This is a genomic window from Streptomyces sp. URMC 124 (genome assembly GCF_051386455.1).
In the GTDB taxonomy this organism is placed as follows: domain Bacteria; phylum Actinomycetota; class Actinomycetes; order Streptomycetales; family Streptomycetaceae; genus Streptomyces.
Genome location: NZ_JBPQTS010000106.1, coordinates 1 through 26602, shown reverse-complemented (window position 1 = coordinate 26602; position 26602 = coordinate 1). Strand labels below are relative to the sequence as shown.

Genomic DNA, 26602 nt, shown 5'->3' with positions numbered 1-26602 from the left:
GGGGTGGGGGCGGGCGCGAGGACGGCGTGGGCGTTGGAGCCGCCGAAGCCGAAGGAGTTGACACCGGCCAGCCCGCCCGAGGCCGTGGCCAAGGGCGTGGCGGTGAGCACGGGGGCCAGCCGGAGCCGGGTGAAGTCGATGGCCGGGTTGGCCGGGTGACCGTACAGGGAGGCAGGGACGACCCGGTGACGCAGGACGAGGAGGGCTTTGAGGAGACCGGCGAGCCCGGAGGCGGACTCCAGGTGGCCGAGGTTGGTCTTGACCGAGCCGATCGGCAGCGGCTGCCCGGGCCGCCGCCGCCCCGCCAGCGCCGCGGAGACGGCCTCGCACTCCAGCGGATCGCCCACGGGCGTCCCGGTGCCGTGGGCCTCCACGTAGAGCAGCTCGCGGGGGTCGAGGGCCGCCCGGTCGTACACCTGGCGCAGCAGCGCGGCTTGGGCCGCGGCGCTGGGCTGGGCGAGGCCGGGGGTGCGGCCGTCGCTGTTGGTGCCGGTGGCGACGATGACGGCGTGGACGCGGTCGCCGTCGGCGAGGGCGCGGGCGAGCGGCTTGAGGACGAGGACGATGCCGCCCTCGGCACGTACGAAGCCGTCGGCATCCGCGGAGAAGGCGCGGCAGCGGCCCGTGGGCGAGAGCATGGACGCCTTGGAGAAGCCGATGAACTCGTGGGGGCCGACGAGGACGTTGACACCGGCGGCGAGAGCGGCCTCCCCGCCCGCTCCGAGGTAGGCGCACGCCTGGTGGAGGGCGACCAGGCTAGAGGAGCAGGCGGTGTCCACGGCCATGCTGGGGCCGCGCAGGTCGAGGACGTGGGACAGCCGGCCCGCGGTGTTGCCGCTCGCGATGCCGGTCATGGTGTGCCGGTCGACGGTCTCCAGCCGGCTGAACTGGAGGTTTCCGTAGGAGTTGTTGGACACCCCGACGAACACGCCCGTGCCGGTGCCGGCCAGGGCGGCCGGGTCGAGGCCGGCATCGTCCACGGCCTCTGCCGCCAGCTCCAGAAGCAGCCGCTGTTGCGGGTCCATGCGGGCGGCTTCGCGCGGAGAGAGGGAGAAGTACTCGGCATCGAAGGCAGCGAGGTCATCGAGCACACCGGCCGCCGCTGAGCAGGTCCGCCCCGGACGGCGGGGGTCGGCGGCGGTGAAGGCGTCGGCGTCGAAGCGCTCGGCGGGCATGCGCGTGACCAGGTCCCGTCCCTGCAGGAGGGCGGCCCACAGGGCGTCCAGACCGTCAAGGCCGCCGGGGAGGCGGCACCCGACCCCCGTGATCGCCACCTCGCGTCCGCTCCCGGCCTCCGAACGCCCCATGCTTCCCCCCGGGTATCACCGAACTGCCAACAGAAGCCTTCCCTGCCCGCCGGGAAAAATCGGCGCTCCCGCCGAGAGCCCGAAAGAGTGATAAGCCCTCAGGCGGGTCCGATGGTCTGCTCATATGCCCGGGAGGGGCAGCGGCGGCGCCATCCTGCTGACGCCCCGCTGAGCGAAATCCGGGAGGCAGGAGGTGATTCGGAAGGCAAGGACATGGAAGAACGAGGAAGGGCGAGGAAGGACGAGGAAGGGCGAGCGGGGCCGGGACGGGCTGCGGTGAGGAGCAGGGGGCGTGAGAGCACTGGGTGACGGGCTGCTGTGGGACCTCTCCCCGGAGGGGACGGGCGCGGGCGCCGACCTGGCGGCACTCCTGTTGCCCGGCGCGGGCGGCGGCGCCCGTGACTTCGCGCTGTGGCCGCGCCATCTCGTCCCGCGGTTCCGGGTGCTGGCCGCCCAGTACTCCGGGCGCGACCGGGCCGCGACCGCCACTGATGCGTCGACCGAGGGGTCGACCCATGCGTCGGCTGATGCCTCGACCGATGGCTCCCCAAGCAGCGACCTGCTCGGGGCGGCGCTCGCGGAGCGGGTCGCGCACCACGTCCAGGAGCCGCTCGTGCTGTTCGGGCACAGCATGGGGGCTGCGGTCGGCTACGAGACCGCCTGGCAGCTCACCCTGCGCCGCCGCCCCGCCCTGGCCCTCCACGCCTCCGCGGCCCTTGCACCTCCCGAATACGCCGGCATCGACCTGGGGATCCGGGCCATGGACGACACGGCCCTGGCCGGCCTCGCCCGCGCGCTCGCCATCCCCTTCCCCCGCGATGACAGGCCCAGGGAGCGGCAGGCGGCCCTCCGCGCACTCCGCCACGACCTCGCCCTCGTCGACGCGTACGACTACGGCCCCTCGCCCCGGCCGCTGGACTACCCGATCACCGTGTGGAGCGCCCGCGACGACGCCATCATCCCGGCGGCCGCCGCCGGGCGCTGGCAAGCCATGACGCGCCACCCTCTCGCCCACCGCACCCTGCCCGTGAGCCATCACCACCTCAGCATTCCGGCGGCCGTCACGGCCATCACCCGGTCGCTCCACAGCCTCCTCGCCTGACCGGGCCGCGGGGCGGGGCAGTCATCGCCCCTCACTCGGAGGGCTGCGCCTCCGGCGGCGTCAGAGCACGCAACAAGTAGGCCCTGTCGATCGGCGAGGGGTCGGGCAGGTCTCCTACGGCGCGCAGGAGGTGGGTTCGGTCATAGGTGCGGTTCTGGGTCGTGTAGGCGGACAGGTGGGCGGTGCTGGCGATGACCCCGGCTTCCATCGGCGTGGGGGAGGGGACCGCCGGCGTGATCTCCAGGGTCAGGCCGGGGAAGCGCGCCTCCAAGGCGGACCGGACCAGGGCGATCGGAGTGTTGTGCGGGTGGGTGACATGGACGGTGCACACAGGGGAGTTGACGTGGGAATCGCAGGGCGAATTGCTGTCGGTGTCGGTGTCGGTGTCGGTGTCGGTGTCGGTGTCGCTGTCCCTGCCGGTGCTCGCGGCAGTGCGCTGTTCCATGACCCGCATCATGGCGCTGACCGCGTAATCGGCCTGGACGAGGTTGAGGGCGCCCGCGGGTTCGCCGGGGACGCGCACGGTCATGGCGGTGCCGTGGGCTTCGCCGCGCAGGATCCGGGCCCCGCCGGTGCCGAGGGCATCAGTGCGCAGCGCGTTCTCGACGAGACGGGCGAGGATGTCCAGGGGCTGTTCGGGGAGTCCGTCGGGGACCCGTCGGTCGGTGATGAGCAGGCTCGGGCGCAGAATGGTGGCGGTTCGGCCGGTGCGGCGGCACCAGGCGTGGATCAGACGCTCGGCGGTGTGTTTGGTCTCCTCGTAGGGGATGTGGAAGCCCTCCGCGTCGTCGAGGTCGTCCTCGCGGACGTGCCCGCTGCGCCGCCGGCCGGCGACGAAGGCCGTGCTGACATGGAGCACGTGTGCGGCAGGGGCGTCGTTGACGAGTTCCAGCACGCCGTCCGTGCCCAGGACGTTCGTTCGGTAGAGGGTGACCGGGTCGGCTTGGAGGCTGAGGAGAGCGCCGCAGTGCCAGACCGTCCTGAGGTCGTCCGTGATCTGCGCGCGCTCGTCCGGTGTCAGGCCCAGCCCGGGCCGGGTGAGGTCGGCAGTGAAACAGCGCAGCCGGCGGAGCGCGTCGGGGCCGGGCGGAGGGGGCTCCGGCCAGGAGACGGCGGCTTCGACGCGGGCGCGCAGCTCCTGAGGAGTGCCGCGGCCCAGGACGTGAACGGGCTCGTCGGGCCGGGCGGCCCCGTCGGCGAGCAGGGCGCGGAGGATGCGGCAGCCGAGAAAGCCGGTCGCTCCGGTGAGCAGTACGGCCATCGAGGTGTCCTTCGGGTTTCGAGGGCGTGAACTCCCCGCTGGGGAGAGGTGCTTGGTGACCCGAGAGGGCGGGTGGGGAGGCTACCCCCATCCGGGAGCGCATCGACGTCACTCCGCTGCTGTCACTCGATACGGGCATCGCGTTCGCTTGGTGGGGCGTTCAGCATTTTGAGTGACGATAAGATCAATATCCGAAATGAGAGCTTTTCCGTATTTTCACCGCATGGATCATTTCGCTACGGTGTCCGCTCACCCGAATCACCCGAAGACGCGAGGGCAACCGAAGGCTTCCGCCACCGGACCACGGGGAGGGCGCGCGTATGAGCGCAGACGAGGCACCCGGCGCCGACCGAGCGATCGCCATCGTGGGGGTGGCCTGCCGCCTGCCGGGCGGCATCTGCCGGCTCGACCAGTTGTGGACCGCACTGATGCAGGGCAGGGACCTGGTCGGCCGGGTCCCCCGGGACCGCTTCGACACCGACCGGTTCGTCGACACCGCAACACCCCGGCCGGGCAAGAGCTACACCCACGCCGGCGGCTTCCTGGAGGACATCGCCGGATTCGACGCAGCCTACTTCGGGATCTCGCCGAAGGAAGCGGAACACATGGACCCGCAGCATCGCCTGCTGCTGGAGCTCACCGCTGAAGCCGTCGACGACGCGGCGGTCGACCCCTCGTCGCTCACCGGGTCCGACACCGCCGTCTACGTCGGCATCTCCGACACCTCTTACGGCGCCCTGCAGATGTCCATGCTGCGCTCCGTCAACGCCTACACCATGTCGGGCGCCGCGGCATCCATCGCCGCCAACCGCATCTCCCACGCCTTCGACCTGCACGGCCCCAGCATGTCCATCGACACGGCCTGCTCCTCGTCGCTCGTCGCCTTGGACCGCGCCTGCCGCACCCTCCGGGAGGGCACCAGCCGCACGGCCGTGTGCGGCGGCGCCAACGTCCTGCTCAGCCCCTACCACTACGTCGGGTTCTCGCAGGCGTCGATGCTCTCGCCACGAGGCAGGTGCGCCTCGTTCTCCGCCCGGGCCGACGGGTTCGTACGAGCGGAGGGCGGCGCGGTCGTGCTCCTCAAACGCCTGCGGGACGCCCTCGCCGACGGCGACCGCGTCCGCGCGGTCATCCTCGGCAGCGGGGTCAACAGCGACGGACGGACCATGGGGCTGGCCTTGCCCAACCCGCAGGCGCAGGAGGACCTGCTGCGCCGGCTCTACGCGGAAGCCGGAGTACGGCCGGACGAGCTCGTGTACTTCGAGGCCCACGGCACCGGCACCCCGGTCGGGGACCCGCTGGAGGCCATGGCCATCGGCCGGGCGCTGGGCATGCGCCGGGTCTCGGGCGAACTTCCCATCGGGTCGGTCAAGTCCACCCTCGGGCACCTCGAACCCGCCTCGGGCATGGCGGGATTGTGCAAGGCCCTGCTCGTCCTCGAACACCGCACGGCACCGGCGTCCCTGCACGCCGATCCGCCGCACCCGGACATCGACTTCACCGGTCTGGGCCTGACGCTGACCACTGAGCACCGCGCCCTGCCGGGCGTCGAGCGCCCCGTCGTGGGCGTCAGCTCGTACGGGTTCGGCGGCACCAACGCCCATGCGATCCTGGCCCCCGCACCACCGCTTCGGGATGCGGACCACTGCCCACCACCGCCGGAGGGGCTGCCCGTGCTGGTGTCGGCGCGCACCGGCGAGGCGCTGAAGCAGGCGGCGGCGAGCATCGCGGAGCGGCTGTCCCATGCCGCCGACGAGGAGCTCTACGACATCGCCTTCACCTCCTGCCTGCGCCGGGGCAAGCACGGCCACCGCGCCGTCGTTCTGGCCCGTACCCCGGCCGAAGCCGCCCACCGGTTCGCCGCACTCGCCGGAGACAGCGGAGATGCCGCGACCACGGTCGCCACCACACCCGAAGAACACCCGCTGCCGTTGCCGCCCGCAGCCGGCGCGCAGGCCGAAGCAGTTACGAGCGGCCGCGTCGCCTTCGTCTTCACCGGCAACGGCTCCCAGTGGGCGGGCATGGGCGCGGACCTCCTCGCCCGGGACGAGGTCTTCCGCTCCACGATGGCCTCGGTGGACGCCGAACTGACCGCTCACCTGGGCTGGTCCGTGACCGAGGCGATGGCCGCCCCGCCCGGTCAGTGGCGGCTGTCGGCCACCGAGATCGCACAACCGCTGCTGTTCGCCCTGCAGCTCGGTGTGGTGGCCGTCCTGCGGGCGCGAGGCATCGAACCGGCATCCGTACTCGGCCACAGCGTCGGCGAGGTGGCCGCAGCCCACACCGCCGGCGCACTGACCCTGCCCCAGGCGGCACAGGTGATCGCCGAGCGCAGCGCGGCACAGGCGGCCACGGCCGGTTCCGGGCGGATGGCCGCGGTCGGCCTGTCCCCCCGGCAGGCCACGGACGCGCTGTCCCCCTACGACGGCCGGCTGGAGATCGCCGGGCTCAACAGCCCCCACGACGTCACGGTCTCGGGTGACGCCACGGCCCTGGCCGCCCTCGGCGAGGACCTGCAACGGCGCGACGTGTTCTTCCGCGACCTCGGCCTCGACTACGCCTTCCACAGCCGGTCCATGGACGGCCAGGAGGAACGCCTCACCGCCCACCTGGCCGGCCTCGCTCCCTCCCCGCTGACCGTCCCCCTGTACTCCACCGTCACCGGAGCACGGGCGAGCGGTACGGACCTGGGCGCGCAGTACTGGTGGCACAACGTACGCCGGCCCGTACGATTCGCCGAGGCGGTCGACCGGGCGATGGAGGACGGCGCGGACGTACTCGTGGAGATCGGCCCCCACCCCGCCCTCGGCACCTACCTGCGGCGCTGCGCCGCCTCCCGCCCGCGGCAGACCGCGGCCGTCCTGGCGACCCTGCGCCGCGACGGCGACGGGCCGGCGGCCCTTTCCGCCACGTCGGCCGCCGTGATCGCCGCAGGCGCCGCCCTTGACCGGGACCGGTACTTCCCGCGCTCCGGCCGGGTCGTGGACCTGCCCGCATACCCCTGGCAGCGCGAACGCCACTGGAACGGCACCCCTCAGTCCTGGGTGCACTCGAGCGGCAGCGGCACGATCGAACACCCCTTGCTCGGCGAACGGATGCCCGCGCCGCTACCGGTCTGGGAAGGAGCCGTCGAACCCGTCCTGCTGCCGTGGCTGCCCGACCACCGGGTCGCCGGTTCGGTCCTCATGCCCGCCACCGGCTTCGCGGAGACGGCCCTGGCCGCCGGCCGGGCCGTGCTGGGCGGGCCGGTGGAGGCCGAACACCTCGACATCGTCAACGCGCTGGTCGTGCCCTGGCCGGACGCCGCCCGCGTACACACCCAGGTGTCCCTCAGCCCGGACGACGGCGCGGTGACCATCACCAGCACCGACGGCGCCGGCGCAGCACCCCGCCTGCACGCCCGGGCGCAGGTACGGACCCTGCTGCGGAACCGGCCCGCACCCCTCGACGTCGGAGCCCTGCGCGCACGGTGCCCGCATCCGCTGGAGGCCGAGGAGCACTACGCCGCGTGTGCGGCGGCAGGCCTGACGTACGGGCCCGGGTTCCGTGTCCTGCGCCGCCTTGGTGTCGGCGACGGGGAGGTCCTCGCCGCCTACCACCACGACGCCCCGGGCGAGCCGTACACCGCACACCCGGCGGTGCTCGACGGCGCCCTGCAGGCCGGGGCGCCCCTGCTGGCCCGTTACGTGTCGGACGGCCACGCCTACCTGCCCGCTGCGATCGCCGCGGTACGCGTGTGGAGCGCGCCGGCCGCCTCAGGGCTCGTGTGGGTTCGGGAACGCAGCCACGTCGGCAACGAAGTGTGCTGGGACATCGTCCTCATGGACGAGGACGGGACGGTCACGGCGCAGCTCGACGGCTGCCGCCTGCGGCGCCTCGCAGCCCCCCACCGCCTCCCCGTGACCACGCACCACACCGTGCTGCGCGCCGCGCCGCACCCCGAGACGCCCTGCGCGCCGAGCCCCCTCCCCTCCCCGCGGCGCATTGAGGAGGCAGCGCGCCACCGGATCGCCGAGGCCGTCGCGGGCTGGCGGGAGGTGGGCGACTACGCCCTCGACTTCAAGAAGGCGACGGCGGTGTGCCTCGCGACCGTCATCGCCGGCATGCTGCCCGATCCGAACGAGCCCTTCGGCGCCGAAGACCTCGTCGACAACGGAGTGCAGGAACGCCACCGCCGCATGCTTGCCCTTGTTCTTCCCCTGCTGCGAGATCACGGCCTGGTGGCGGCCGCGGGCGAGGAGCGCTGGCGGCTGTCCACGCCACTGCCGGACGTCGGCGCCTTCCACGAGCGCTGCCTGACGAAGTGGCCCGCCTACATCACCGAGGCGTCCCTGGCCATCTATCAGCTGGAGCACATCGCCGACGTGCTGCGCGGCACCGAGGACGCCATGGAAATCCTGGTCCGGGACCCGGTCGCCAGAGCCCTGGAGCAGCTCTACGACATCGCTCCCGTCAGTCGCATCCACCGACCCGCGCAGGCGCTCCTGCGCGAGATCGCCCACCGCTGGCCCCGCGACCGCCCCCTGCGCGTCCTGGAGGTCGGCGCCGGCACCGGCGGGGCCACCGCCGCCCTCCTGCCGCTGCTGCCACCGGACCGCACGCGCTACTGCTTCAGCGACATCTCGCCCTTCTTCTTCTCCCGCGCCCAGAAGCGCTTCGAAGCGTACGACTTCGTCCACTACGAGACCTTCGACCTGGACAGGGACGCCACCGGCCAGGGCTTTCCCGCAGGCGGCTTCGACCTGGTGGTGGCGGCCAACTCCCTGCACACGGCGAAGGACCTGGACGCTGCCCTGCGCAACCTCGCCACGCTGCTGGCGCCCGGAGGGATGCTGCTGGCGACCGAGTCCCACGACCCCGAGCTCCTGATGCCGTTCTTCGGAGCCCTGGACAGTTTCTACGGCAACACCGACACCTCTCTGCGCCCGCATTGTGTGCTCCTGCCGCGCGACGCGTGGCCGGCCCTGCTGGCCCGGTGCGGATTCACCGAGGTCGTGCAGACCGGTGACGACAGGCCGCCGGGCCGTGACGAGTTCTCCGTCATCCTCGCCGCCGTCGCCGGCGACTCGCCCGCGCAAGAGCCGCCGCTGCCGGCAGCGCGGGCGGACACCGCGTACGTCGTCGTCGGCGAAACCCCGGACGAGGAACCCCTGGTGCACGCCGTGGCGGAGGTACTGAACGGCCATGGCAGCGGCCCCGTTCGCACGGTTTCCGACGGCACCGGCCCGGCCGACCGGGACTGGGAGGCGCTCCTTGCCTTCGAGGACGCCTCCACCGGGCCCGACCGCCCGTGCCTGACGGTCTCCGTCGTGCTCGTTCTCGGCCACGCCCCGCAGAGTGACCCCGCAGAGCTGGTGGCCAGGGGCACCCGGCGCGCACAGACGCTGCGTTCGCTCGCGGAGGCCCGCCGGCGCCTTGCGCACGGCCTGCGCACCGAGCTGTGGCTGGTGACGGGACCCACCGGGGCCGTCCCCTCACCCGGTGAGATCACCGACGTGGCCGACTCCATCCCCTGGGGAGTGGCGCGCTGCCTCTTCAACGAGGAGCCGGACCTGGACTCCCGGCGCATCAGCCTGCCCCGGCCCGAGCGCTCCGAGGACGTTGCGGCCGCTGCGCGGCGCCTGGTGCGCGAACTCCTGGAGCCCACCGACGAGGACGAGATCGTCCTGACGGCCCGGGGCAGGTTCGTCCCCCGCCAGAGGGAGCGGCCCGCTGCCCGTCCGGCCGGCGGCACCGAGTCCTTCGCCCTGCGCCTGCGCAACCCCGGCCTGGCCTACCGGCTCGCCTGGGAAGAGACCGGGAAACCCGAACCGGGCCCCGGAGAAGTGACCGTCGAGGTGCGGGCCGCCGCGCTGAACTACCGCGACATCATGCAGGTCGTCGGGTTGCTGCCCGCCGAGCACACCGATGCCCGCGGCCACGCGGGCCTGGGGTTCGAATGCGCCGGTGTCGTCACCGCCTGCGGCCCCGAAGTGAGCGGACTCCGTCCCGGCGACCGCGTGGTCGGGCTGGCGCCCGACTCCCTGTCCTCCCACACGGTCAGCGACGCCCGGAGCTTCCGGCCCATCCCGGACCACATGACCTTCACCGAGGCGGCCACCATGCCCGTCGCCTTCGCCACGGTCCACTACGGGCTGGCGACGCTCGCCCGTCTCCGACCGGGCGAGACGGTGCTGGTGCACGGTGCGGCCGGCGGGGTCGGTCTCGCAGCACTCCAGTACGCCAAGGCCCGCGGGGCCCGGGTGATCGCCACGGCGGGGACCGACTTCAAGCGCACGTTCCTGCGCCGCCTGGGCGTCGAGCACGTCCTCGACTCCCGCACCCTCGATTTCGCCCACCGGATCGAGGAGATCACGGGCGGCAAGGGCGTGGACGTCGTCCTCAACTCCCTCGCGGGCGAGGCGATCGCCCGCAGCCTGGAACTCCTGCGCCCCGGAGGGCGCTTCGTCGAACTCGGCAAGCGCGACATCCACGAGAACAAACCCCTGCGTCTGCACCCCTTCTCCAACAACATCGCGTTCTTCGGCGTGGACCTCACGAAAATCATGGACGCCCCCCGGCAGATCGACGAGCTGATTTCCGAGGTCAACGGCTACCTCCTCGACAGCACCTTCCACCCCCTCCCGCACAGCGTCTACCCGGCCGCCCGCGTCGAGGAGGCCTTCCGGCTGCTCCAGCACTCCCGTCACATCGGGAAGGTCGTCGTCACCTTCGACCCGCTGGACGCGCCCCCGCTCGTCGAGCCGCGTCCGCGCCCCTTCCGGCTGAACCCGGACGGCACCTACCTCGTCACCGGGGGAACGACCGGCTTCGGCGCCGCCACCGCCGAGTGGCTCGCCGAGCTCGGCGCCCGTCACCTGGCACTGGTCAGCCGGCGCGGCGCGCAAGCCCCCGAAGCCGCAGGCGTCCTCACCCGCCTCGCCGGTCGCGGCGTCGTCGCCACCGCGTACGCGGCCGACGCCACGGACCCCGAGGCCATGCGCGCCGTCGTGCGGGACATCGACCTCGGCGGGCATCCGCTGCGCGGCGCGGTGCACTGCGCCATGCACCTCGACGACGACCTCCTCACCGAACTGGACCCCGAACGCTTCGCCGCCGTCCTGGCCCCGAAGGCGGGCGGAGCCGCAGTCCTGGACCTGCTCATGCAGGACCGGGAGTGCGATCTGTTCCTGCTGTACTCCTCCCTGAGCGCCACGTACGGGGGAGTCCGGCAGACACCGTACGTCGCGGGCAACCTCTACCTCGAAGCCCTGGCACGCCGTCGTCACCAGGAAGGAGCCCCCGCGACCGCCATCGCCTGGGGATCCATCAGCGAAACCGGCTACGTCGTGCGCCACGGTCTGGAGGACTCGCTCCGGACGCTGGGAGCCGAACCGATCAGCCCGGCCGAGGCGTGCACCGCCGGCCGCGAGCTGCTCGCCGATCACGCCGACGTCGCTCTCGTCGCGCGCATCGACTTCGCACGGGCCGCGTCCTTGCTGGCGCTGTTCGGCCGGGCCCGCCTGCAGGACCTGGCCCCGCCCAGGGCCACGAACGGCGGCCTCAGCGTGGAGGAGCTGCTCCGCACCGTGGGCCGGATGCCCGCGGAAGAGGCACTGGCCTTCGTCGCCGACAACCTGGCCAAGCTGATCGCAGAGGTCCTGCACATGGATCCCGGGCAGCTCGACCACCACCGCCGGCTCGACGAGTACGGCATGGACTCCCTGATGGGGGCTGAGCTCCTGCTCTCGCTGCGCCGGCGCTTCGGCGTCGACATCCCCCCGATGGAACTGCTGCGCAGCAACGGCACCATCGCGGACCTCGCGCAACTCGTCCACCTGCGCCTGGGCCTGGGCCTGGACGGACAGGGCCGGGAAAGCGCTGCTCCCACACCGCTTCCGGCGCCGCGGGTAACCTCGCAAGCTCCTGCGCAATGACGACGGAACGACGACGGAACGACAACGGAACGACGATGGAACAACGTCCGAACGACGACGGAACCACAGGCCGAAGCCACCCCGTCCGACGAGCCGGATCAGGAGGATGAGGAGGACTCGTGCTCGAGCCGCACCGCAGGGAAGTGCTGGGACTGGCGGCCAAGGGGGCGCTCGCCGGCGTCACCGCCGCCGTCCTCGGCCGCCCGGGCAGCCGGGCGTTCGCCGCGGCGGCATCGCGTACGCACTTCCGCGCCCTGGTGATCGGATCGGGCTTCGGCGGCTCGGTCACGGCGCTGCGCCTGGGACGGGCCGGAGTGGACACCCTGGTCCTGGAACGGGGCCGGGAGTGGCCGACGCTCCCGGCCCGCCCCCTGTTCGGCTCGTCCACCCGGATCACCGACACGATGTTCTGGTTCCGGCACCTGACCCGATGGCCCACCATGCTCCCGGTGCCGATCAGGCCGGGGCCCGGCGTCGTGGAAGTCTCCCAGGAACGCCACCTGGACATCGCGTGCGGAGCGGCCGTCGGTGGCGGCTCGGTCGTCTACACCGGAGTGACCGTCGCCCCGCCCCGGCGGTACTTCGAGAGGCTCTACCCGCCGGGCCTTCCCTACGACGAGCTCGCCCGGACGTGGTACCCCGCCGTACGCGCCATGCTGGGTGCCGCACCGATGCCGAGGGACGTCTACGACTCCGCGCCCTTCACCCACTCCCGGCTGTGGGACCGGCAGCTGGCCAACGCCCGGATGAGGACCCGTCCCGTCGACTCGACATTCGACTGGGAAGTCATCCGGCGGGAACTCGCCCACACCATCCAGCCCTCGGCGACCATCGGCGAGTCGGACTTCGGCTGCGGCAACGGGGCGAAGAGGGACCTCACCCGCACCTACCTCCCCGCTGCCCTGGCGACCGGACGCGTGCAACTGCGCGCCCTGCACGAGGTGCGGTCCGTCGGCCGCCGACGCGACGGCACGTACTCCGCCGTCGTCCGGAGGCTGGACGAGCACGGTGCGGACCTGGGCACCACCGAGTACACCTGCGACATGCTCTTCCTTGCCGCCGGCACCCTCAACACCAACCGGCTCCTGGTGGCCGCCCGCGAGGAAGGCCGCCTGCCGGACCTGCCGGACACCGTCGGAACCGGATTCGGGGACAACGGGGACCAGGCGAACCTGCGCTCCCAGCCCCTGGAGCCCATCGGCCCCGTCCAGGGCGCTCCCTGCGCGTCCACCGCCTTCCTCCCCACCGGCTTCGGCCTGCCGCTGCGCGTCGAGAACTGGGTCCTGTCCGGCTCCGCCTCCCTGCCGGCGACCGCCACGTTCGCCCTGACGGTGGACACCGACCACCGGGGGACCTTCCGGTACGACCCGGCGAGCCGCCGGGTGGTGCTGGCGGACTGGACGAGAGAGAAGTCGGCAGCCGCGGCCCGGGCCACGCTCGCCTTCAGCACCCGGGTCATCGAGGCCAACCCGGGGAGCCTGCCGGTGACGGTCAACAATCTGTACCCCTTCACCGGCCACCCCGTGGGCGGTTGCGTCATCGGCCGTTCCACGGATCTCTACGGCCGCGTCAAGGGCTGCAAGGGTTTGTACGTGATGGACGGATCGCTGCTGCCGGGAAACGTCGGGGGCGCCAACCCTTCCTTGACCATTGCCGCCATCGCGGAACGGGCCGTCGCGGGAATCATCGCGGCAGGGGGGTGAAGCCGGGCACCGACACACCGACACCCCGAGCAGCGTGTCAGCGGTAGAGCACGAAGTCCGCGAAGCGCCAGGGCTGGAGTCCGGGCTCGGTCAGGGTCGCCACCCCCGCGTACACGCCCGGCCGTACCTCGCGCAGCCAGTCGGTGACCAGCCCGCCCGTGTCCTGCGGATGGACGACGCGGATGGCCTCGCGACCGTCATCCGGATAGGCGGCATAGCCGACCTCGCCCCGGATCACCTGCAGACCGGGACCGACGTTCTGGTACAGGTGCCCCCCGCGCCCGTCGGTGCGGAAGACCTTGCCGTGCCACACCGCACCGGCCAGTAGCCCGAACGCCGGGTCGGCGGCCGGCAGCCCGCACGCGCTGCACCGCAGCACCTGCCCGCGCATGGGCCCGTAGGGCATCCGCCCCGCAGAAGCCCGGGCGAAGAGCGCGTCGAAGGAGACCCGGCCACACCGCTTGAGCTCCTCGGCGGCCTGCTCGCCACCGCTACGCACCTCACATGTTTCCACCGCGGCCACGTCCGCGGACACCGCGCCGTGGGAGGGCGCGCAGGGAAGGGACAGCGCGAGGGCGGCCCCGGCCCCGAGGGCGAGCGTGAGAGCGCGGGAGTACCGGAGCCGCGGGGCCGGAGGGACGATAGATGCGATGTTCATACCCGGAACAACGGCTGCACGGACGGGACGACACGGGAACCTGCGCCTTCTCTCCGCGAGGCTGCCGGGCCTTCCCGCGCGCGGCCCAGGCGGGGGCCGCCACTCCAACGGACGACAGCCGTATCAAGGGCGCCGACAGTCCGGTGTGGGCTGTGCGGGTGTGGTCGTTGGGCTGACTGGCACTCAGTTTGTTGTACCGGTGCCAGGTTCGGGCATGGCTGGCTGTGTTCCCAGTGGCGGATGAAACGTATGCAGGCTGCCGGCACGTGGATGGTATGCGCCCGGGTCGATGGGTGTGGGTGAGGCGTGCTGTTGTGTTGCGTTGTGGTGTGGAGGTGTGTGGTGCCGGGACTATGCGGTAATGGCGTCAGGCTGTGGTCTCGCTGGACGGCTCTGACAGTTGCTCTGCTCGTGATGGTGACGTCGCTGCTGGTACCGGCGGAGGCCGCCGGTGGGCCGGGGCCGGTGGTGCGGCAGTCCGCCCCCGCGCGTGGACTGCCCGTGCGGGGTGGGCCTGTAAGGGGGTTCAGGCACCCGGGGGTGGTGGTGAGCAAGGCCCAGCTTGATCGCTTGCGTAAGCGGGTCAGGTCCGGCGGGCAGTGGCGGTCGTCGTTCGCGGTGATGCGTCGCAGCCGTTACGCCTCGCTCGGCTATTACGCCAGGCCCGTGGAGGTGGTGGAGTGCCCGCCGGGCGACCGGCCGGGCTACGGCTGCGTCGAGGAGCGCCAGGACGCGATCGCCGCCTACACCCACGCGCTGCTGTGGTACGTCACCCGTAACCGTGCCCACGCCCGGAAGGCCGCAGAGATCATGGACGCCTGGTCCGGTGTGATCAGGGACCACACCGAGGGCAACGCGGGACTGCAAACGGCGTGGGCGGGCAGTTCCTGGGCGCGGGCCGCGGAGATCATGCGCCATACCCGCAGCGGCTGGCCGCACAGCCGCGTGCGGCGGTTCGCCGGCATGCTGCGCACGGTCTACCTCCCTGAGGTGACCGCCCCCGTCCCGGACTACAACGGCAACTGGGACCTGGTCATGACCGATGCCGCGATCGGCATCTCGGTCTTCCTCGACGACCGGCGCGGTTTCAACCGGGCAGTGCGCAGGTTCCGTGCCCGTGTCCCGGCCTACTTCTACCTCCGGTCCGACGGCCCTGTGCCCAAGCGCCCGCCGGGCAGCCACATCACCACCCCCGCGCGGGTCAGGGAGTACTGGTTCGGTCAGCGGAGGTTCGTCAGTGGCCTGGGCCAGGAGACCTGCCGGAACTTCACCCATATCGGCTACTCCCTCGCGGCCACCGCCCATATCGCGGAGACGGCCTGGCACCAGGGCCTCGACCTCTACGGCGAGGTCGGCAACCGGATGCGGGCAGCGCTCACCCTGCATGCCCGCTACCAGCTGGGTGCCCGTGTGCCGCACTGGCTGTGCGGCGGCCACGTGGACCCCTGGATGGGGCCGGACACCGCGGTGGCTCTCAACCACTTCGGTACCCGGCGGCACATCGCGATGCCCCAGGCCCAGCGGGCCGCCCAGCGGCTGCGGCGAGTGGGTACGGACGACCTGTTCGTCGCCTGGGAGGCCCTGACCCACACGAAGAACCGCTGAACCTGCCGCCGACGCCGACGCCGACACCGACCGGAGTGGCCACGGCCGAGTGTCAGAAGGCCGAGTGAGTGAACCAGTGGGCGATCAGATCCTGGTCGCCGAGCAGCTGGAAGGTGTCGCTGTTGCGGTCCAGGCGGCCGTAGAGGAGCAGGAGCAGGTTCGCGGCCGTGCCCCGGACCGTGGCGCCCGCCGTGCGGGACCGCTCGTCGCCGGTCACTGGCCCGAAGCCGTCGGGGCGCAGGTGGATCAGCCAGTCGTCGTCGCCGTCCGTGCAGTCGAAGCGGACGGTCCGGTGAGGGCCGCGCAGTTCGGCGGTCCCGGGCGCGAAGAAGGAGGCGAACGGCAGGTTGGTGAGGAACTCGTCGATGCCGTCCACCGCCAGGGCGCGGTCGATGTGCGGCGAGATCCCGAGGGCGAGCTCGGCATCCGCCCGGTGCACCAGCGTCTCGAAGAGCATGCGGCGGACCCAGAAACGGGCGTGCTGGTCGAGTCCCCAGGCCCACATGGGCGCGTCCGGGTCGGTGGCGGCGATCACCCGGGCGGCCTCCGCGGCACCCGCGGCCAGCCAGTCCGGATACTCGTCGGGCTGCTCGGGCAGGTGCAGGTCCACCTCGCGGCTGGTCGGCGGATGCTGGATGCGCCGGCTCAGCAGGACGCCGAACCAGCGGTGCACGCTGCCGGTGTGGCGCGTCAGGTCGGCCAGGGTCCAGCCGGGGCAGGACGGTACCGGGGTGGCGGGGTCGGCGCCCTTCACCGTGGCGACGAAGCCGGCGGTCTCGGCAGCGACAGCCGTGGCGTGCTGGGCTGGGTTCATGTGAGGTGCCCTTCTGGAGTTGGTGCTCGGGTGCTCGGGTGCTCGGGTGCTCGGGTGCTCGGGTGCCCGGTTGCTCCGGGCATCCGGATACCCGGAGCCCGGTGACTGGGGGCCGGCCGGTCAGGCCAGTGGCTTGTCGAGTACGGCCTTGGTGTGGCTGAAGGTCTCGATGGAGTACTCGCCGTGGTAGCGGCCCATGCCGCTCTCGCCCACACCGCCGAACGGCAGGTCGGGGACGGCCAGGTGGGAGACGGGCAGGCCGAAGGCCAGGGCGCCGGAGGAGGTCTCGTCGGCCAGCCGCTGCTTGGTCCGCGGCGAGTCGGTGAAGGCGTACAAGGCGAGCGGCTTGTCACGCTCGTTGATGAAGGCGATCGCGGCGTCCAGGTCGGGCACGCCGATCACCGGCAGGATGGGCCCGAAGATCTCTTCCTGCATGACCGGTGCCTGCGGAGAGACGTCCGCGAGCACGGTGGGGGCGAGGTAGCGGTTCGCCCGGTCGTGCACCCCGCCGGTGACCACGCGGCCCTCGCCCAGCAGCCCGGTCAGCCGGTCGAAGTGCCGTTCGTTGACGATCCGTCCGTACTCCTCGTCGGCCGACGGGTCCTGACCGTACTGCGCGCGGACGGCTGCGGCCAGGTGTTCTTCGAGCGCGGTGGCGGTGTCGCCTACGGCGAGTACGTAGTCGGGTGCCACGCACGTCTGACCGGCGTTGAGGAACTTGCCGCGGACGATCCGTCGGGCCGTGGCCTCCAGGTCGACGCCGGGCTCGACCACCACGGGGCTCTTGCCGCCCAGCTCCAGGGTCACGGGAGTCAGGTTCCGGGCGGCCGCGGCCATCACGATGCGTCCGACCGTGCCGTTGCCGGTGTAGAAGATGTGGTCGAAACGCTCCTCCAGCAGCGCGGTGGTCTCCGCGACGGCCCCTTCGACGACTGCCACGGCCTGCGGGTCGAGATAGCGCGGCAGCAGCCGGGCGAGGGCTGCCGACGTCGCCGGCGCCAGCTCGCTGGGCTTGACCACGACCGCATTGCCCGCGGCCAGCGCCCCCACCAGCGGGGTCAGTGCGAGTTGCAGCGGATAGTTCCACGGCGCGATGACCAGCACCACACCGAGCGGGTCACGGACCACGCGTGCTTCGGCCGGCCGAAAGGCCTCGGGAACGGGGGCCGGCCGGGGAGCCAGCCACTCCGCCAGGTGCGTGACGGTGTGGTCCAGCTCGTTCAGGGTGAAGCCGATCTCGGTGCGATAGGCCTCTTGCGGGCCCTTGCCCAGGTCGGCACGGAGGGCCGCCAGGAGGACGCCGGACTGTTCGGTGAGCAGCGTGCGCAGTGCCTGCAACTGGCCGAGCCGCCAGGTCAGGGGCTTCGTGTGACCGGTGGCGAATCCGGCCCGCAGCCGGGCCACCGTGCCGGCCGGATCGGCGGCGGGCACGGCATCCGGCACGGCATCCGGCTCGCCATCCCGTCCGGCATCCGGTTCGGCATCCGGCGCGGAGTCCCGACCGGCGAACCCGCCGGTGGCCGCGGCGGCGACCAGGGCGTGGGCCAGCTCTGCCGAGGAGGCCGGGTTCTGGCCCGTGCAGAGGTTGCGGTCGACGACGATGTGCGGGGTGAACGGCTCCGCGGCGACGAACTCGGCGCCGAGCTCCTTCAGGCGGTCCTCGAGCAGCCAGCAGGCCCGGTCGGCGAAGCCGGCCGCGGCTTCCTCGGCGTTGCTGAACGCGGTCATCCGGTACCCGGCGAACGGCCGGCTGCCGTCGTCGCGGCGGGCGGCGAGCAGCGCGGCGGGCGCATGGCAGAGCAGGGCGAGCGGCTTGCCCGAGTCGAGCGTGCGGGTGAGGATCCGGCCGGAGGCGGAGTCGCGGGCAAGGTCCTCCATCGGGCCGTGGCCGCCGGGGTAGAAGACCAGGTCGTAGTCGTCCGGGTCGATCTCCTCCAGCGCCGCCGGGGCGCCGAGCTCGGCCCTGATGGCGTCGAGGTAGGCGGCGAGGCGGCCGGCCCGCTCCTGGCCGCCGTTGGCGTCGGCGCTCAGGCTGACCGGGTCGACCGGGGCGGCGATGCCGCCGGGTGTCGCGAGGGTGATCCGGTAGCCCGCCTCACGGAAGATCCGGTGGGGCTCGGCGAGCTCTTCCGCCCAGAATCCGGTCGGGTGCAGGGTGCCGTCGGCCAGCGTCCAGTGGGCGGTGCCGGTGACGACGAGGAGTGCGGAAGGCATGACGGCTCCAGAGGGCGAGCAGTAGAATTTAAGGGCATAGATGATTCATGCACTCAAGTAATGAGGTGAAGGTAAATCTCAATGGTTGACGTTGTCAACTGAATCCTGTCGCCGCCCGCGCCGGCAGGCCCCGGGGCGGGGTGGCGCGGGTCAGTTCAATACGGCGAGAGAGTCAGGCGCAGGAACCGTGGCCGGTAGATGCCGGCACGGTGGATGACGTCGGCCGGGGCGAGACTGTTGACGTTGTACGAGAGCACGATGTCACGGCGACCGCGTTCGAGTTCCGGATGCTCGTGGGGGTTGTAGGCGATGACGTTCGCGTTGTGGTACGTGCCCTTCGGCCCGGCTTCCGGTGCCGTGTACACCGTCCGGGGCTTGGTGAAAGGGCCTCCGGGGGAGCGGGACCAGGCGATCTGCGTCTCGGCACTGAACGGCACGTCCGCTCGCTGGGTCACCAGCGCGTACCAGGATCCGTGCCGCACCACGCTGAGCTCGTCCGAGGTGAACAGCGGGCCTCCGGGACCGGCCAGCCGGCCGGCGTCCGCCTCACGCCCGGACCAGACACCGCGAGTCGTCCAGTACTGCCAGGGACGTCGCAGATCGTGGCCGGCGACCCGGGCGAGGCGCACGTGGCTGCGGCCTTCGGGAGTGCGCTCGGTTCCGTAGATGTACGTGTACCGGCCCTGCGGTTCCAGCCAGGCGCCCCACGCGGTGCGGGTGGAGGACGGCAGCGGGGTGACGGAGTCCGGTCGGCTGTAGGCACCGGCGCGGAACCTGGCCAGCGCGTTGCCTCGCCAGGCGATGTCCAGGGGGCCGCTTCCGGTTCGCGTGTAGCGGGCGTAGACGACGCTCACGCCGTGACCGTCGGGGATGCCCGCGCGTGCCCAGTACCAGGACGCGTGGTCCGAGCCGGTCATCGGGGACGTGGGCTGCCCGGCCCGGTCCCGGCCGGTCACGGTGCGCGGGCCACGCCCGCTCCACAACACGAAGCTGTTGTTCAGGAACGGGGTCGTTCCTCCGTCCCCGACGGTGGGGGGGCGCGACCCGTCGGGCTTTACCGTGCCGAGGAACGTGTCGGAGAACACCCACAGTTCACCGGCCGGCGTCGGTACGGAGTAGGTGCTGTCCCCGCCGGTCCAGTGGTGCGGTGACGGGTCGTGGTCGGCGTACGCCCCGAAGGCCGTGTTGAGGGAGACTGCGGGACGTGCGTCCACCACACGTGGTGGTGCGGCGGCGGAAACGTGTTCCGGGGGCAGCAAGGCGCAGAGCACGGAGAGCGCGGCGGCCGCGGCGTATTTTCTCAAGGCGAGGGTCCACATGATGCAGGGTCCAACGAGCCGCCGGCACCGGAGTATCCCTGACGGCGGGGCGCCGGCTGCTCGTCGGGCGGCCTTGCGGCAGATCGCACCCCGCGGGCGACGGGAGGCCGGGGCGTGCCCGGGACCTCCGGCCCGGGCTTGCCCTGCCTGCCTCTTCGGCGACCGCGGCCCGGCCATGACCTCCGCTGCCTTGCGCTGCGCAACGGGCGGCCGGATAAGCCAACCGCAATACGAAACGGCCTCACGGTATTCGTCTGGGTGAGGGGGGCCGAGCAGGCAAGACGCCGGAGATCACGTCCGACGGATATCTCCGCCGGGGCGGAGGCGTGCCTGCCCGATGCTGCTGCAGTCCCTCAACCTCAGTGATCAACTCGGTAGTTGACGCCAAATGCGGTTGGATGCAGGCCGGATGTCCGTGAGTAGAGCAGCCGAATTCAGGAAGGAAAGGCCGTCATGATCCTTCTCATGCCGGTGGCATTCCTTGCCGCCATCGCGTTGGTGATGTTCTTCGTGCTCCGGTGCCTCAAAGTGGCTCTGCCGGGGAACGGCCGCTGGGCTGGGTGGCGTCGTGTGGTCGTTGCTGCCGCTTTTGCCTGCGCGGCCACGACTACCGCCTCCTACTCTCTGGGGGCCATCAATCTGATGTCGACCGTGGCCGTGGCGCAGGACGGCGGAGCGGACTCGGCTCCGTTCCCCTACAACCACCCCTGCCGGGTTCAGGTGAAGGGGGCGGTGGGGTATGACGTCCAGTTCCTCACCCTGCGCACCGTGTGCGTGATGGAGGACGGAGAGCGCAAAGCAGTAGACGACGTGCCACAGGGAGTTCGGGTGACCGCAGCGGCATCGGTGGCCTGCACTGCGGTGTTGGCGGGGATCGCGTTGGCCGCGCGGCCCCAGGTGCGAGCTTCTGCGAGCGGGCGCCGCTAGAGCTTTGAGGCCGGAACGCGTTCCAAGCTTGCCACTTGCCTGTCCTATGTCCTATGTGGTGAGGCGACATCGGGCCGCGGAGCCTCCGCAAAAACCCGTTGGGGGAACCCGCCGACCGCTGCTACTGTTCCGAAGGCCGTGCGAGAGAACGAGGAGGTGGTACCCGTGAACGCAGTATCGACATGGGTGCTCCCCTCCGGGGTCACGGTCGGGCGATAGGCAGGTCGTCCGGGAGCGCCGTTTCATGAGCACTCCCGAAAGGTACGACCATGCAATTCGCTTCTGAGCAGCGGCTCGACAACGACATCGTCGAGCGCGAATTCACCCTCGGCGAGATCCCCGGCACCCTGTGGACGCCCGGGTCCGCACCTGCACCGCTGATCCTCATGGCCCACAACAACGGCCTGCCCAAGGACGACCCCCGGCTGGTGGCCCGTGCCCGGTACACCGCGGCGTGCGGCTACGCGGTGGCGACCATCGACGCCGCCGGCTGCGGCGACCGGCCCCGTTCCGCCGCCGACGAACAGGCCCGCGCAGACCTCCGCCGGGCGATGCAGGCCGGCGAGCCGGTCGACGACATCCTCGAGTCCTTCATCGGCCCGCTGATCGAAAAGGCCGCCCCCGACTGGCAGACCACCCTGGACGCCCTCCTTGAGCTGCCCGAGGTCAGCGGCCCGGTCGGGTACTCGGGAGGGTGGACCGCACTCGGTATCCGCCTTGCGGTGGCCGAGCCGCGCATCGCGGCCGCCGGTTTCTTCGCGGGGGGTTACGTGCCCCGCGCCCAGCGCGAGGAGGCCCGGCAGGTCACCATTCCGCTGCTGTTCTTGCTGCAGTGGGACGACGAAGGGAACCCCCGGCAACGGGCCTTGGACCTGTTCGACGCATTCGGCAGCAAGGAGAAGACGCTGCACGCCAATCCGGGCGGGCACACCGGTACCCCCTGGTTCGAGCTCGAGGACGGGGTCCGGTTCCTCAGCCGGCACCTGAAGTGAGCCCGGGCCGCCCGGCAAGCAGCAGACGGTAGACGGCAGCCAGGATGCCCCTCGACGAGGACAGACCTCAGCACTCCTGGCTGACGGCGGCCGGCAGACCCACAACCGCGCCGACCGCGACGGTACCGGCCATCGGCGGTACCGTCGCGGTCGTTGGCGGGTGCGCGGCCGCCGGCGTGGCCTGTGCTGGGCACACACCGTGAGGCACTCGGCCCGTACCTTCCAGCCGCCGGACAGGCGACCGACTCGACCACCAGCGGGTTGGCGGCCGGCAGCCCGCCGGCAGTAGGTACGCATCGGGGGCGTTCAGCATCCCGCCGGGGCCGTCGTCGGGCTCCGCGGCCTCGGCGGGACGCCTGACCTCAATCTGGTCCCCTGTCCTTCGGGCACCGGCCCAGCGGTGGTGGCGGCGGGTCAACCGGCCAGGGGGTCCCTCATCTCTGACACGGCGGCATCCGCTAACACCTGGGCCATCAAGGGCGGCAATATCACCGACGTCCCAAGCAGGCCACCGCCTACGTGGTCTGCACCGCCGCGTCGCACACCCGGATCAGGGCGCCCGGGTCTCCGTGCCCGGCGCCGGGACCGCGATGGCCTTCGCCGACTGCCCCGCCGGGTGACGGCCCTCCGGCGGCTTCGTCACCGACGAGCCCTTCCCCTCCACCGGCCGGATGGACGTCGACACGAATGGCCGGTGGCGGGCCGACCTGGCCGACAACGATGGCCCCACGCACAGCGCGAGCGCCTTCGTCGTATGTACGACCGTCCCGGTCACGATCCGGCAGACCAGCATCGTGCTTGCGTCCAGCGTCTGGAGGTGGTCACCCGCTCGCCCGCCACCGCTCTCCCTCGCCCAGCGTCTCCACCCAGGCTCATGCGGCGGCGGCATTCGCAAGCCGACACGAACCGGATCGAACCCATCCGGTCCGGCGGGAATGTCCCGGCGTCACCTCGGGTACCCGGGGTGACATGAGCACACGCGTGGTGCGGGAGGGGCTGCTCGCCGGGGCCGCCGGGGTGGCGGTGATGACCCTGGCGGAGAAGGCCGAGCAGCGGTGCGTCGGCCGCCCGGGCTCGGATGCGCCCGGGCGGGTGCTGCTCCGGCTGGCCGGACGGGACGGCACCGCCGCCCACGCGAACCGGATCATGCACTACGGCCAGGGCGTCGCACTGGGCGTGCTGCGCTCCGCGATGGCCGCGCCGGGCTGCGCGGCCCGCTGTCCTCCGTACAGTTCGCCATAGTCCGGCTCACCAACGACCAGCTCCTGGAGAACGCCACCGGTGTCGGCGCACCCCCCCGCCACGTGGCCGCGCGGAGAACCGGCCGTCGACCTGCTGCACAAGGCGGTGTACGCCTCGCCACCGGAGCCGTCGCGGACGCCCTGGCCGCCCGCACGGGCCCGGGTCCCGGTCAGCGCCACGCGGCCCGGCGCCCGGGGCGCCGCCCGCACGTCGGCCCGCCGCCCCGCCCGTCCTGACCTCGCCGGGCGGGCGCGTCCACCTTTCCCGCCGTTGCGAGGGCGACCACCGAACGGGAGGCCCCCGGTGGACGAGAACCCCGCGAGGACACCCCCATGAAGAGGCCACGCCTACGCTTCGACGGCTGGATCGCCGGGGCCGGGACGGCGTCCGGGACCCGCCTCGTGCTCGGGCACTGGCCGCAGTCGCCGTTCGGCCCGTTCAGCGACGTCATGGTCGAGCACACCGACGGGGCACGGCAGCTGCTGGCCCCCACCGAGGAGGTGGCGAATTTCGTGGCCGCGACCTACGTCTTCGACCAGGTGGACATCCAGCCCGTGACGGTGCACGCGGCCGGCGCCCACTGGAGAGTGACCGCCGGCCCGTTGAGCTGGCGCTTCACCACCGGCCCCCGGACCGCACTCGGCCGGCTGCTGCGCTGCGTGCCGTCCGCAGCCGCCACCCACCCGCTGTGGATCCGCTGCGCAGACCTCCCCGCCCGGATAGCGGGCCTGCGCACCTTGGGCGACTCCCCGTCCGGGCGCCGGTCCTTCTACGGTGCCCGCGACCTGCATCCGGTCACGGGCGGGCAGGCACGTTGGCACACCACCGACCTGGGGCCGATCGCGCGGGTCGAACCGGCCGTGCGCTTCGGCCCCGTCTCGGTGCCCCCACAGCCCGCGCTCGTCCGCGTCACCACCATCGTGGAACTGCCGACGGCGTAAAGGGCCGCGCCCGGCTCACTCGCAACGGAACGGCCACCGGGCCAGTGGACAGCGTACGGCGGCATCGTGGCGCAGGAGCCGGACGGGACGGCATGACCGTCACGGCGGACGCCACCCACCCTCGCTCCTCGTGCCGTGCCGTGCCGTGCGGTGCGAGCGGCACGGCTCGCTGCTGGGTCGGCTGGAGAGTGACTCCTGTGACGACGGGCCGCTCGGCACGCGGGCACCCGTTGGACGCCTGCCCCGACAGCAGGACTGCCGAAAGCGTCGGCGTCGGGTGGGCGCCGCGATACCGGGTGTGCCGGGGCCGGGCCTCAGCTTCGCACGGGCAGTGACCGCGTCGAGGTGCTGCTCGGTGCGTGACGTTCGCCAGGCGTGAGGCGCGCATCGCGCGAGGGCGGGCTGCAGGCTCTGACACAGCGTGGCTGGCGGCCCGGTTGCCCGCCGGGGAGCAGCCGTCGGCGGTGTCCGGATGCGTCAATGCTGGGATGGGGGCAGTCTGGGTACGTGTCCGGATTTGCGCGGATAGTGGTACACCCGCCGGCGCCGTCGGGTGGCCGGCGAGTGACGCTCGGGGCGGAGATCCTGGGCGTGGCGTACAGCGTCGTTGACCTTCTGGTGTTCCTGAGGCGTGCGGGCGCGGATCCGGACGCGGTACAGCTGGACGATCCGACACAGATCGAGTGGCTCGGTGGCGGGCCCGGGGTCTGGTCATGACGGCATCCCCCTACTGCAGGCTGCCGAGAGCAAAGCGGATTCAGGGACCGGGCCCCGTGGAGGCAGACGCGGCCCAGGAATCCCAGGAGGCACTTGCCTTCTCGCAGCGTGCCCCACTCGTGTCGTACGACCGGGCACTGTTGCGCGCACCCGAAGCCCAGCGCTCCCAGGAAGTCAGGCGGCGGCGTGCGAGGCGAGCCTCGATGCAGGATGACTCACCAGTAACTTGGAGCAACGACCCAGGCACCGGCACGGGAGGCCGGCGGCAGCCGGGACCGCTTGCCGTACTGCGTCCCGGCCCAGGGTCTGTGAGGTGTACGCCCATCGGCCGAGGGTGTCATGGGGGAGTGGTCGGCATGTCGGCCCCACGCCCCGCTTGGGCACCGAGCACACCGGCCGGACCACCGGGCTCGCCACCGTCCACTGATTGCCCGCCCGGCCGCTCGCGTCGGCCCCGTCGCCCCACCCTGCGACGCGAGATGCCGACCTGCCTGTACCACCGGTACCGACAGTCATGGCCGGATCAGTGTCGAACTCCCGCCCTGCATTGTCTTCGCCTCCGCTGAGTACGTCCTCGGGCTGTACCTGAGCGATCAACCGGCTGCGGACGCCGACTTGCGCCGGACCGGGAAGCCGGCAGTCGAGCACGCGATGATCAGAGAGGCGGACGCGACCCTCGCCGGGGGCGACCAGGCAGCTGCGCGACCGGCACCCCGACCACACCATGCACACCTGCCTCGACCAGGTGACACATGGAACAGGCTCCGCTCCGGGCTGATCACCGTTCATGCTGACAGAACCGCAATCCGCGCCCTGACGCGACGACCGCTACGAAGCGACTTTCACCTCGTGATGACCTACCTCACGGCATTCGAGGACCGAACTGCCCGGTCAGGGAAGTCTGGTGGCCGCGACCTCGTGTCCCAGGCCCCGGCGGATCGCGATCTCTACGGGTGAGTACGTGCCGTCGGTCCGCTCCAGTTCGTACGGCGCGGCCGGCATCAGCGGCGGTTGAGCCATGAAGCGCGGTCGCACCCCGTGGTGCGGTTGTGCCGCGTGCACCAGGAACGGATGGCACAGGAAGACGTCGCCCGGCGAGCCGGTGGCGAGGGCGAGTGGCCGGTGGTCGGAGGCGGCCACCAGTTCAGGTGCCAGGGCCAGTCCGCTCGCCCCCTCTTCCCCGTACTTCTCCAGTACCTTCGGCACATCGAGGTGTGAGCCGACCCGGATGCGGGTCGGGGCGTCATCCTCGCCGACCTCGCTGAACAGGAACAGCATCAGCAACGCGCGGCCCCGGGAGCGCAGATTCGTGAAGTACCAGCTCTCGCCCTCCGGCAAGTAGCTCCCCTCGATGTGCCAGCCCGCGTCGTCCGGCTTCTCCTCGTGCGGGAAGCGCAGGGGGAACGTGCCCAGCGAGTAGCGCGGCTCCCAGCGTCCCGCGCCGACGAGCAGGTCGTACGCACGGTGCAGGGCCGGGGAGTTGGGCGCGGCGGCGAACGGCCCCTGCGCCATGCCGGCTACCCAGTGCACGGGCTGCGTCCAGGTCGCGGGGTCGTCCGGGTCGCAGCCCGTCTCTCGCCAGAGCAACTGCGCGCAGTCCGCGGCCACGCGCGGGGCGACGGCGCCCTCCAGCTTCACGAAGCCGTCGCGGAGGAAGCGGGATACCAAGGTCGTGTCATCCATGCCCCCATCGTGCGGCGGCACCGGTCCCGTTCACCCGACATTCTCCGCACCGCCTTTGTCGGGTGATCGCTGAGGCCCCTTCCTGCCTACTAGGCATTCGATGAGCAGATGTGAGCTTCTGCGGGCTCACCGAGCCGGCCGGAGGCGCGTCAGCCCCCTGTCCGGGAGGCGGCTGGGGGCAGAGGCTGTCTCTTATACACA

The 26602-nt window shown here is 71.9% G+C and carries 16 protein-coding genes and 1 pseudogene; 8 read left to right on the top strand and 9 right to left on the bottom strand.

Features of this window, described 5'->3' with window-relative positions; translation table 11 throughout:
* Window positions 1–1274, bottom strand: a 1274-nt coding sequence (locus ACSNOG_RS21500; protein ID WP_436754310.1) for a polyketide synthase, incomplete at its 3' end; no start/stop codon positions are given.
* A 325-nt stretch (window positions 1275–1599) separates the two neighbouring features.
* Here ACSNOG_RS21500 and ACSNOG_RS21495 point away from each other — a divergent pair.
* Entirely contained in the window at window positions 1600–2409 is an 810-nt protein-coding gene (locus tag ACSNOG_RS21495) for a thioesterase II family protein (protein ID WP_436754309.1), read from the top strand.
* 31 nt (window positions 2410–2440) lie between these two features.
* On the opposite strand, the gene ACSNOG_RS21490 is transcribed toward ACSNOG_RS21495, so the two are convergent.
* On the bottom strand, window positions 2441–3670 hold the full coding sequence (locus ACSNOG_RS21490; RefSeq protein WP_436754308.1) for an SDR family oxidoreductase: 1230 nt from the start codon (window positions 3668–3670) through the stop codon (window positions 2441–2443).
* Between the two features lie 320 nt (window positions 3671–3990).
* Between ACSNOG_RS21490 and ACSNOG_RS21485 the strand changes: the two genes are divergently transcribed.
* Window positions 3991–11586 carry an SDR family NAD(P)-dependent oxidoreductase gene (locus ACSNOG_RS21485; protein ID WP_436754307.1) on the top strand — a complete coding sequence of 2532 codons (7596 nt, stop codon included), beginning with the start codon at window positions 3991–3993 and terminating at the stop codon, window positions 11584–11586.
* A 119-nt stretch (window positions 11587–11705) separates the two neighbouring features.
* Complete coding sequence (locus tag ACSNOG_RS21480) at window positions 11706–13289, top strand: GMC oxidoreductase (RefSeq protein ID WP_436754306.1); 1584 nt, start codon at window positions 11706–11708, stop codon at window positions 13287–13289.
* 37 nt (window positions 13290–13326) lie between these two features.
* Here ACSNOG_RS21480 and ACSNOG_RS21475 read toward each other — a convergent pair whose 3' ends face one another.
* Window positions 13327–13947 carry a hypothetical protein gene (locus ACSNOG_RS21475; RefSeq protein WP_436754305.1) on the bottom strand — a complete coding sequence of 207 codons (621 nt, stop codon included), beginning with the start codon at window positions 13945–13947 and terminating at the stop codon, window positions 13327–13329.
* 414 nt (window positions 13948–14361) lie between these two features.
* Between ACSNOG_RS21475 and ACSNOG_RS21470 the strand changes: the two genes are divergently transcribed.
* A complete protein-coding gene (locus ACSNOG_RS21470; RefSeq protein ID WP_436754304.1) occupies window positions 14362–15552 on the top strand; it encodes an alginate lyase family protein in 1191 nt (396 codons plus the stop codon).
* Window positions 15553–15604: 52 nt separating this feature from the next.
* Here ACSNOG_RS21470 and ACSNOG_RS21465 read toward each other — a convergent pair whose 3' ends face one another.
* From ACSNOG_RS21465 to ACSNOG_RS21450, 4 genes and pseudogenes are all read right to left on the bottom strand, one after another.
* Window positions 15605–16366 (bottom strand): maleylpyruvate isomerase family mycothiol-dependent enzyme, encoded by a 762-nt coding sequence (locus ACSNOG_RS21465; RefSeq protein ID WP_436754303.1) that lies wholly within the window; start codon window positions 16364–16366, stop codon window positions 15605–15607.
* Between the two features lie 120 nt (window positions 16367–16486).
* The gene (locus tag ACSNOG_RS21460; protein ID WP_436754311.1) at window positions 16487–17809 is read right to left on the bottom strand and encodes an aldehyde dehydrogenase family protein; all 1323 of its coding nucleotides are present in this window, start codon (window positions 17807–17809) and stop codon (window positions 16487–16489) included.
* 87 nt (window positions 17810–17896) lie between these two features.
* Window positions 17897–18580: pseudogene (locus ACSNOG_RS21455) on the bottom strand (type 1 glutamine amidotransferase domain-containing protein); the annotation flags it as partial.
* Between the two features lie 155 nt (window positions 18581–18735).
* Entirely contained in the window at window positions 18736–19794 is a 1059-nt protein-coding gene (locus ACSNOG_RS21450) for a hypothetical protein (protein ID WP_436754302.1), read from the bottom strand.
* A gap of 558 nt (window positions 19795–20352) precedes the next feature.
* Between ACSNOG_RS21450 and ACSNOG_RS21445 the strand changes: the two genes are divergently transcribed.
* The gene (locus tag ACSNOG_RS21445; protein ID WP_436754301.1) at window positions 20353–20826 is read left to right on the top strand and encodes a hypothetical protein; all 474 of its coding nucleotides are present in this window, start codon (window positions 20353–20355) and stop codon (window positions 20824–20826) included.
* A gap of 269 nt (window positions 20827–21095) precedes the next feature.
* Window positions 21096–21818, top strand: coding sequence for a dienelactone hydrolase family protein (locus ACSNOG_RS21440; protein ID WP_436754300.1), 723 nt, complete (start codon window positions 21096–21098; stop codon window positions 21816–21818).
* Window positions 21819–22368: 550 nt separating this feature from the next.
* Here the strand turns inward: ACSNOG_RS21440 and ACSNOG_RS21435 are convergent.
* Window positions 22369–22503, bottom strand: a complete 135-nt coding sequence (locus ACSNOG_RS21435) for a hypothetical protein (RefSeq protein ID WP_436754299.1) — start codon at window positions 22501–22503, stop codon at window positions 22369–22371.
* Between the two features lie 284 nt (window positions 22504–22787).
* Between ACSNOG_RS21435 and ACSNOG_RS21430 the strand changes: the two genes are divergently transcribed.
* Entirely contained in the window at window positions 22788–23060 is a 273-nt protein-coding gene (locus tag ACSNOG_RS21430) for a hypothetical protein (RefSeq protein ID WP_436754298.1), read from the top strand.
* Window positions 23061–23392: 332 nt separating this feature from the next.
* Window positions 23393–24001, top strand: a complete 609-nt coding sequence (locus tag ACSNOG_RS21425) for a hypothetical protein (RefSeq protein WP_436754297.1) — start codon at window positions 23393–23395, stop codon at window positions 23999–24001.
* 1608 nt (window positions 24002–25609) lie between these two features.
* Here the strand turns inward: ACSNOG_RS21425 and ACSNOG_RS21420 are convergent.
* Entirely contained in the window at window positions 25610–26401 is a 792-nt protein-coding gene (locus ACSNOG_RS21420) for a phytanoyl-CoA dioxygenase family protein (protein ID WP_436754296.1), read from the bottom strand.
* Between the last annotated feature and the right edge of the window lie 201 nt (window positions 26402–26602).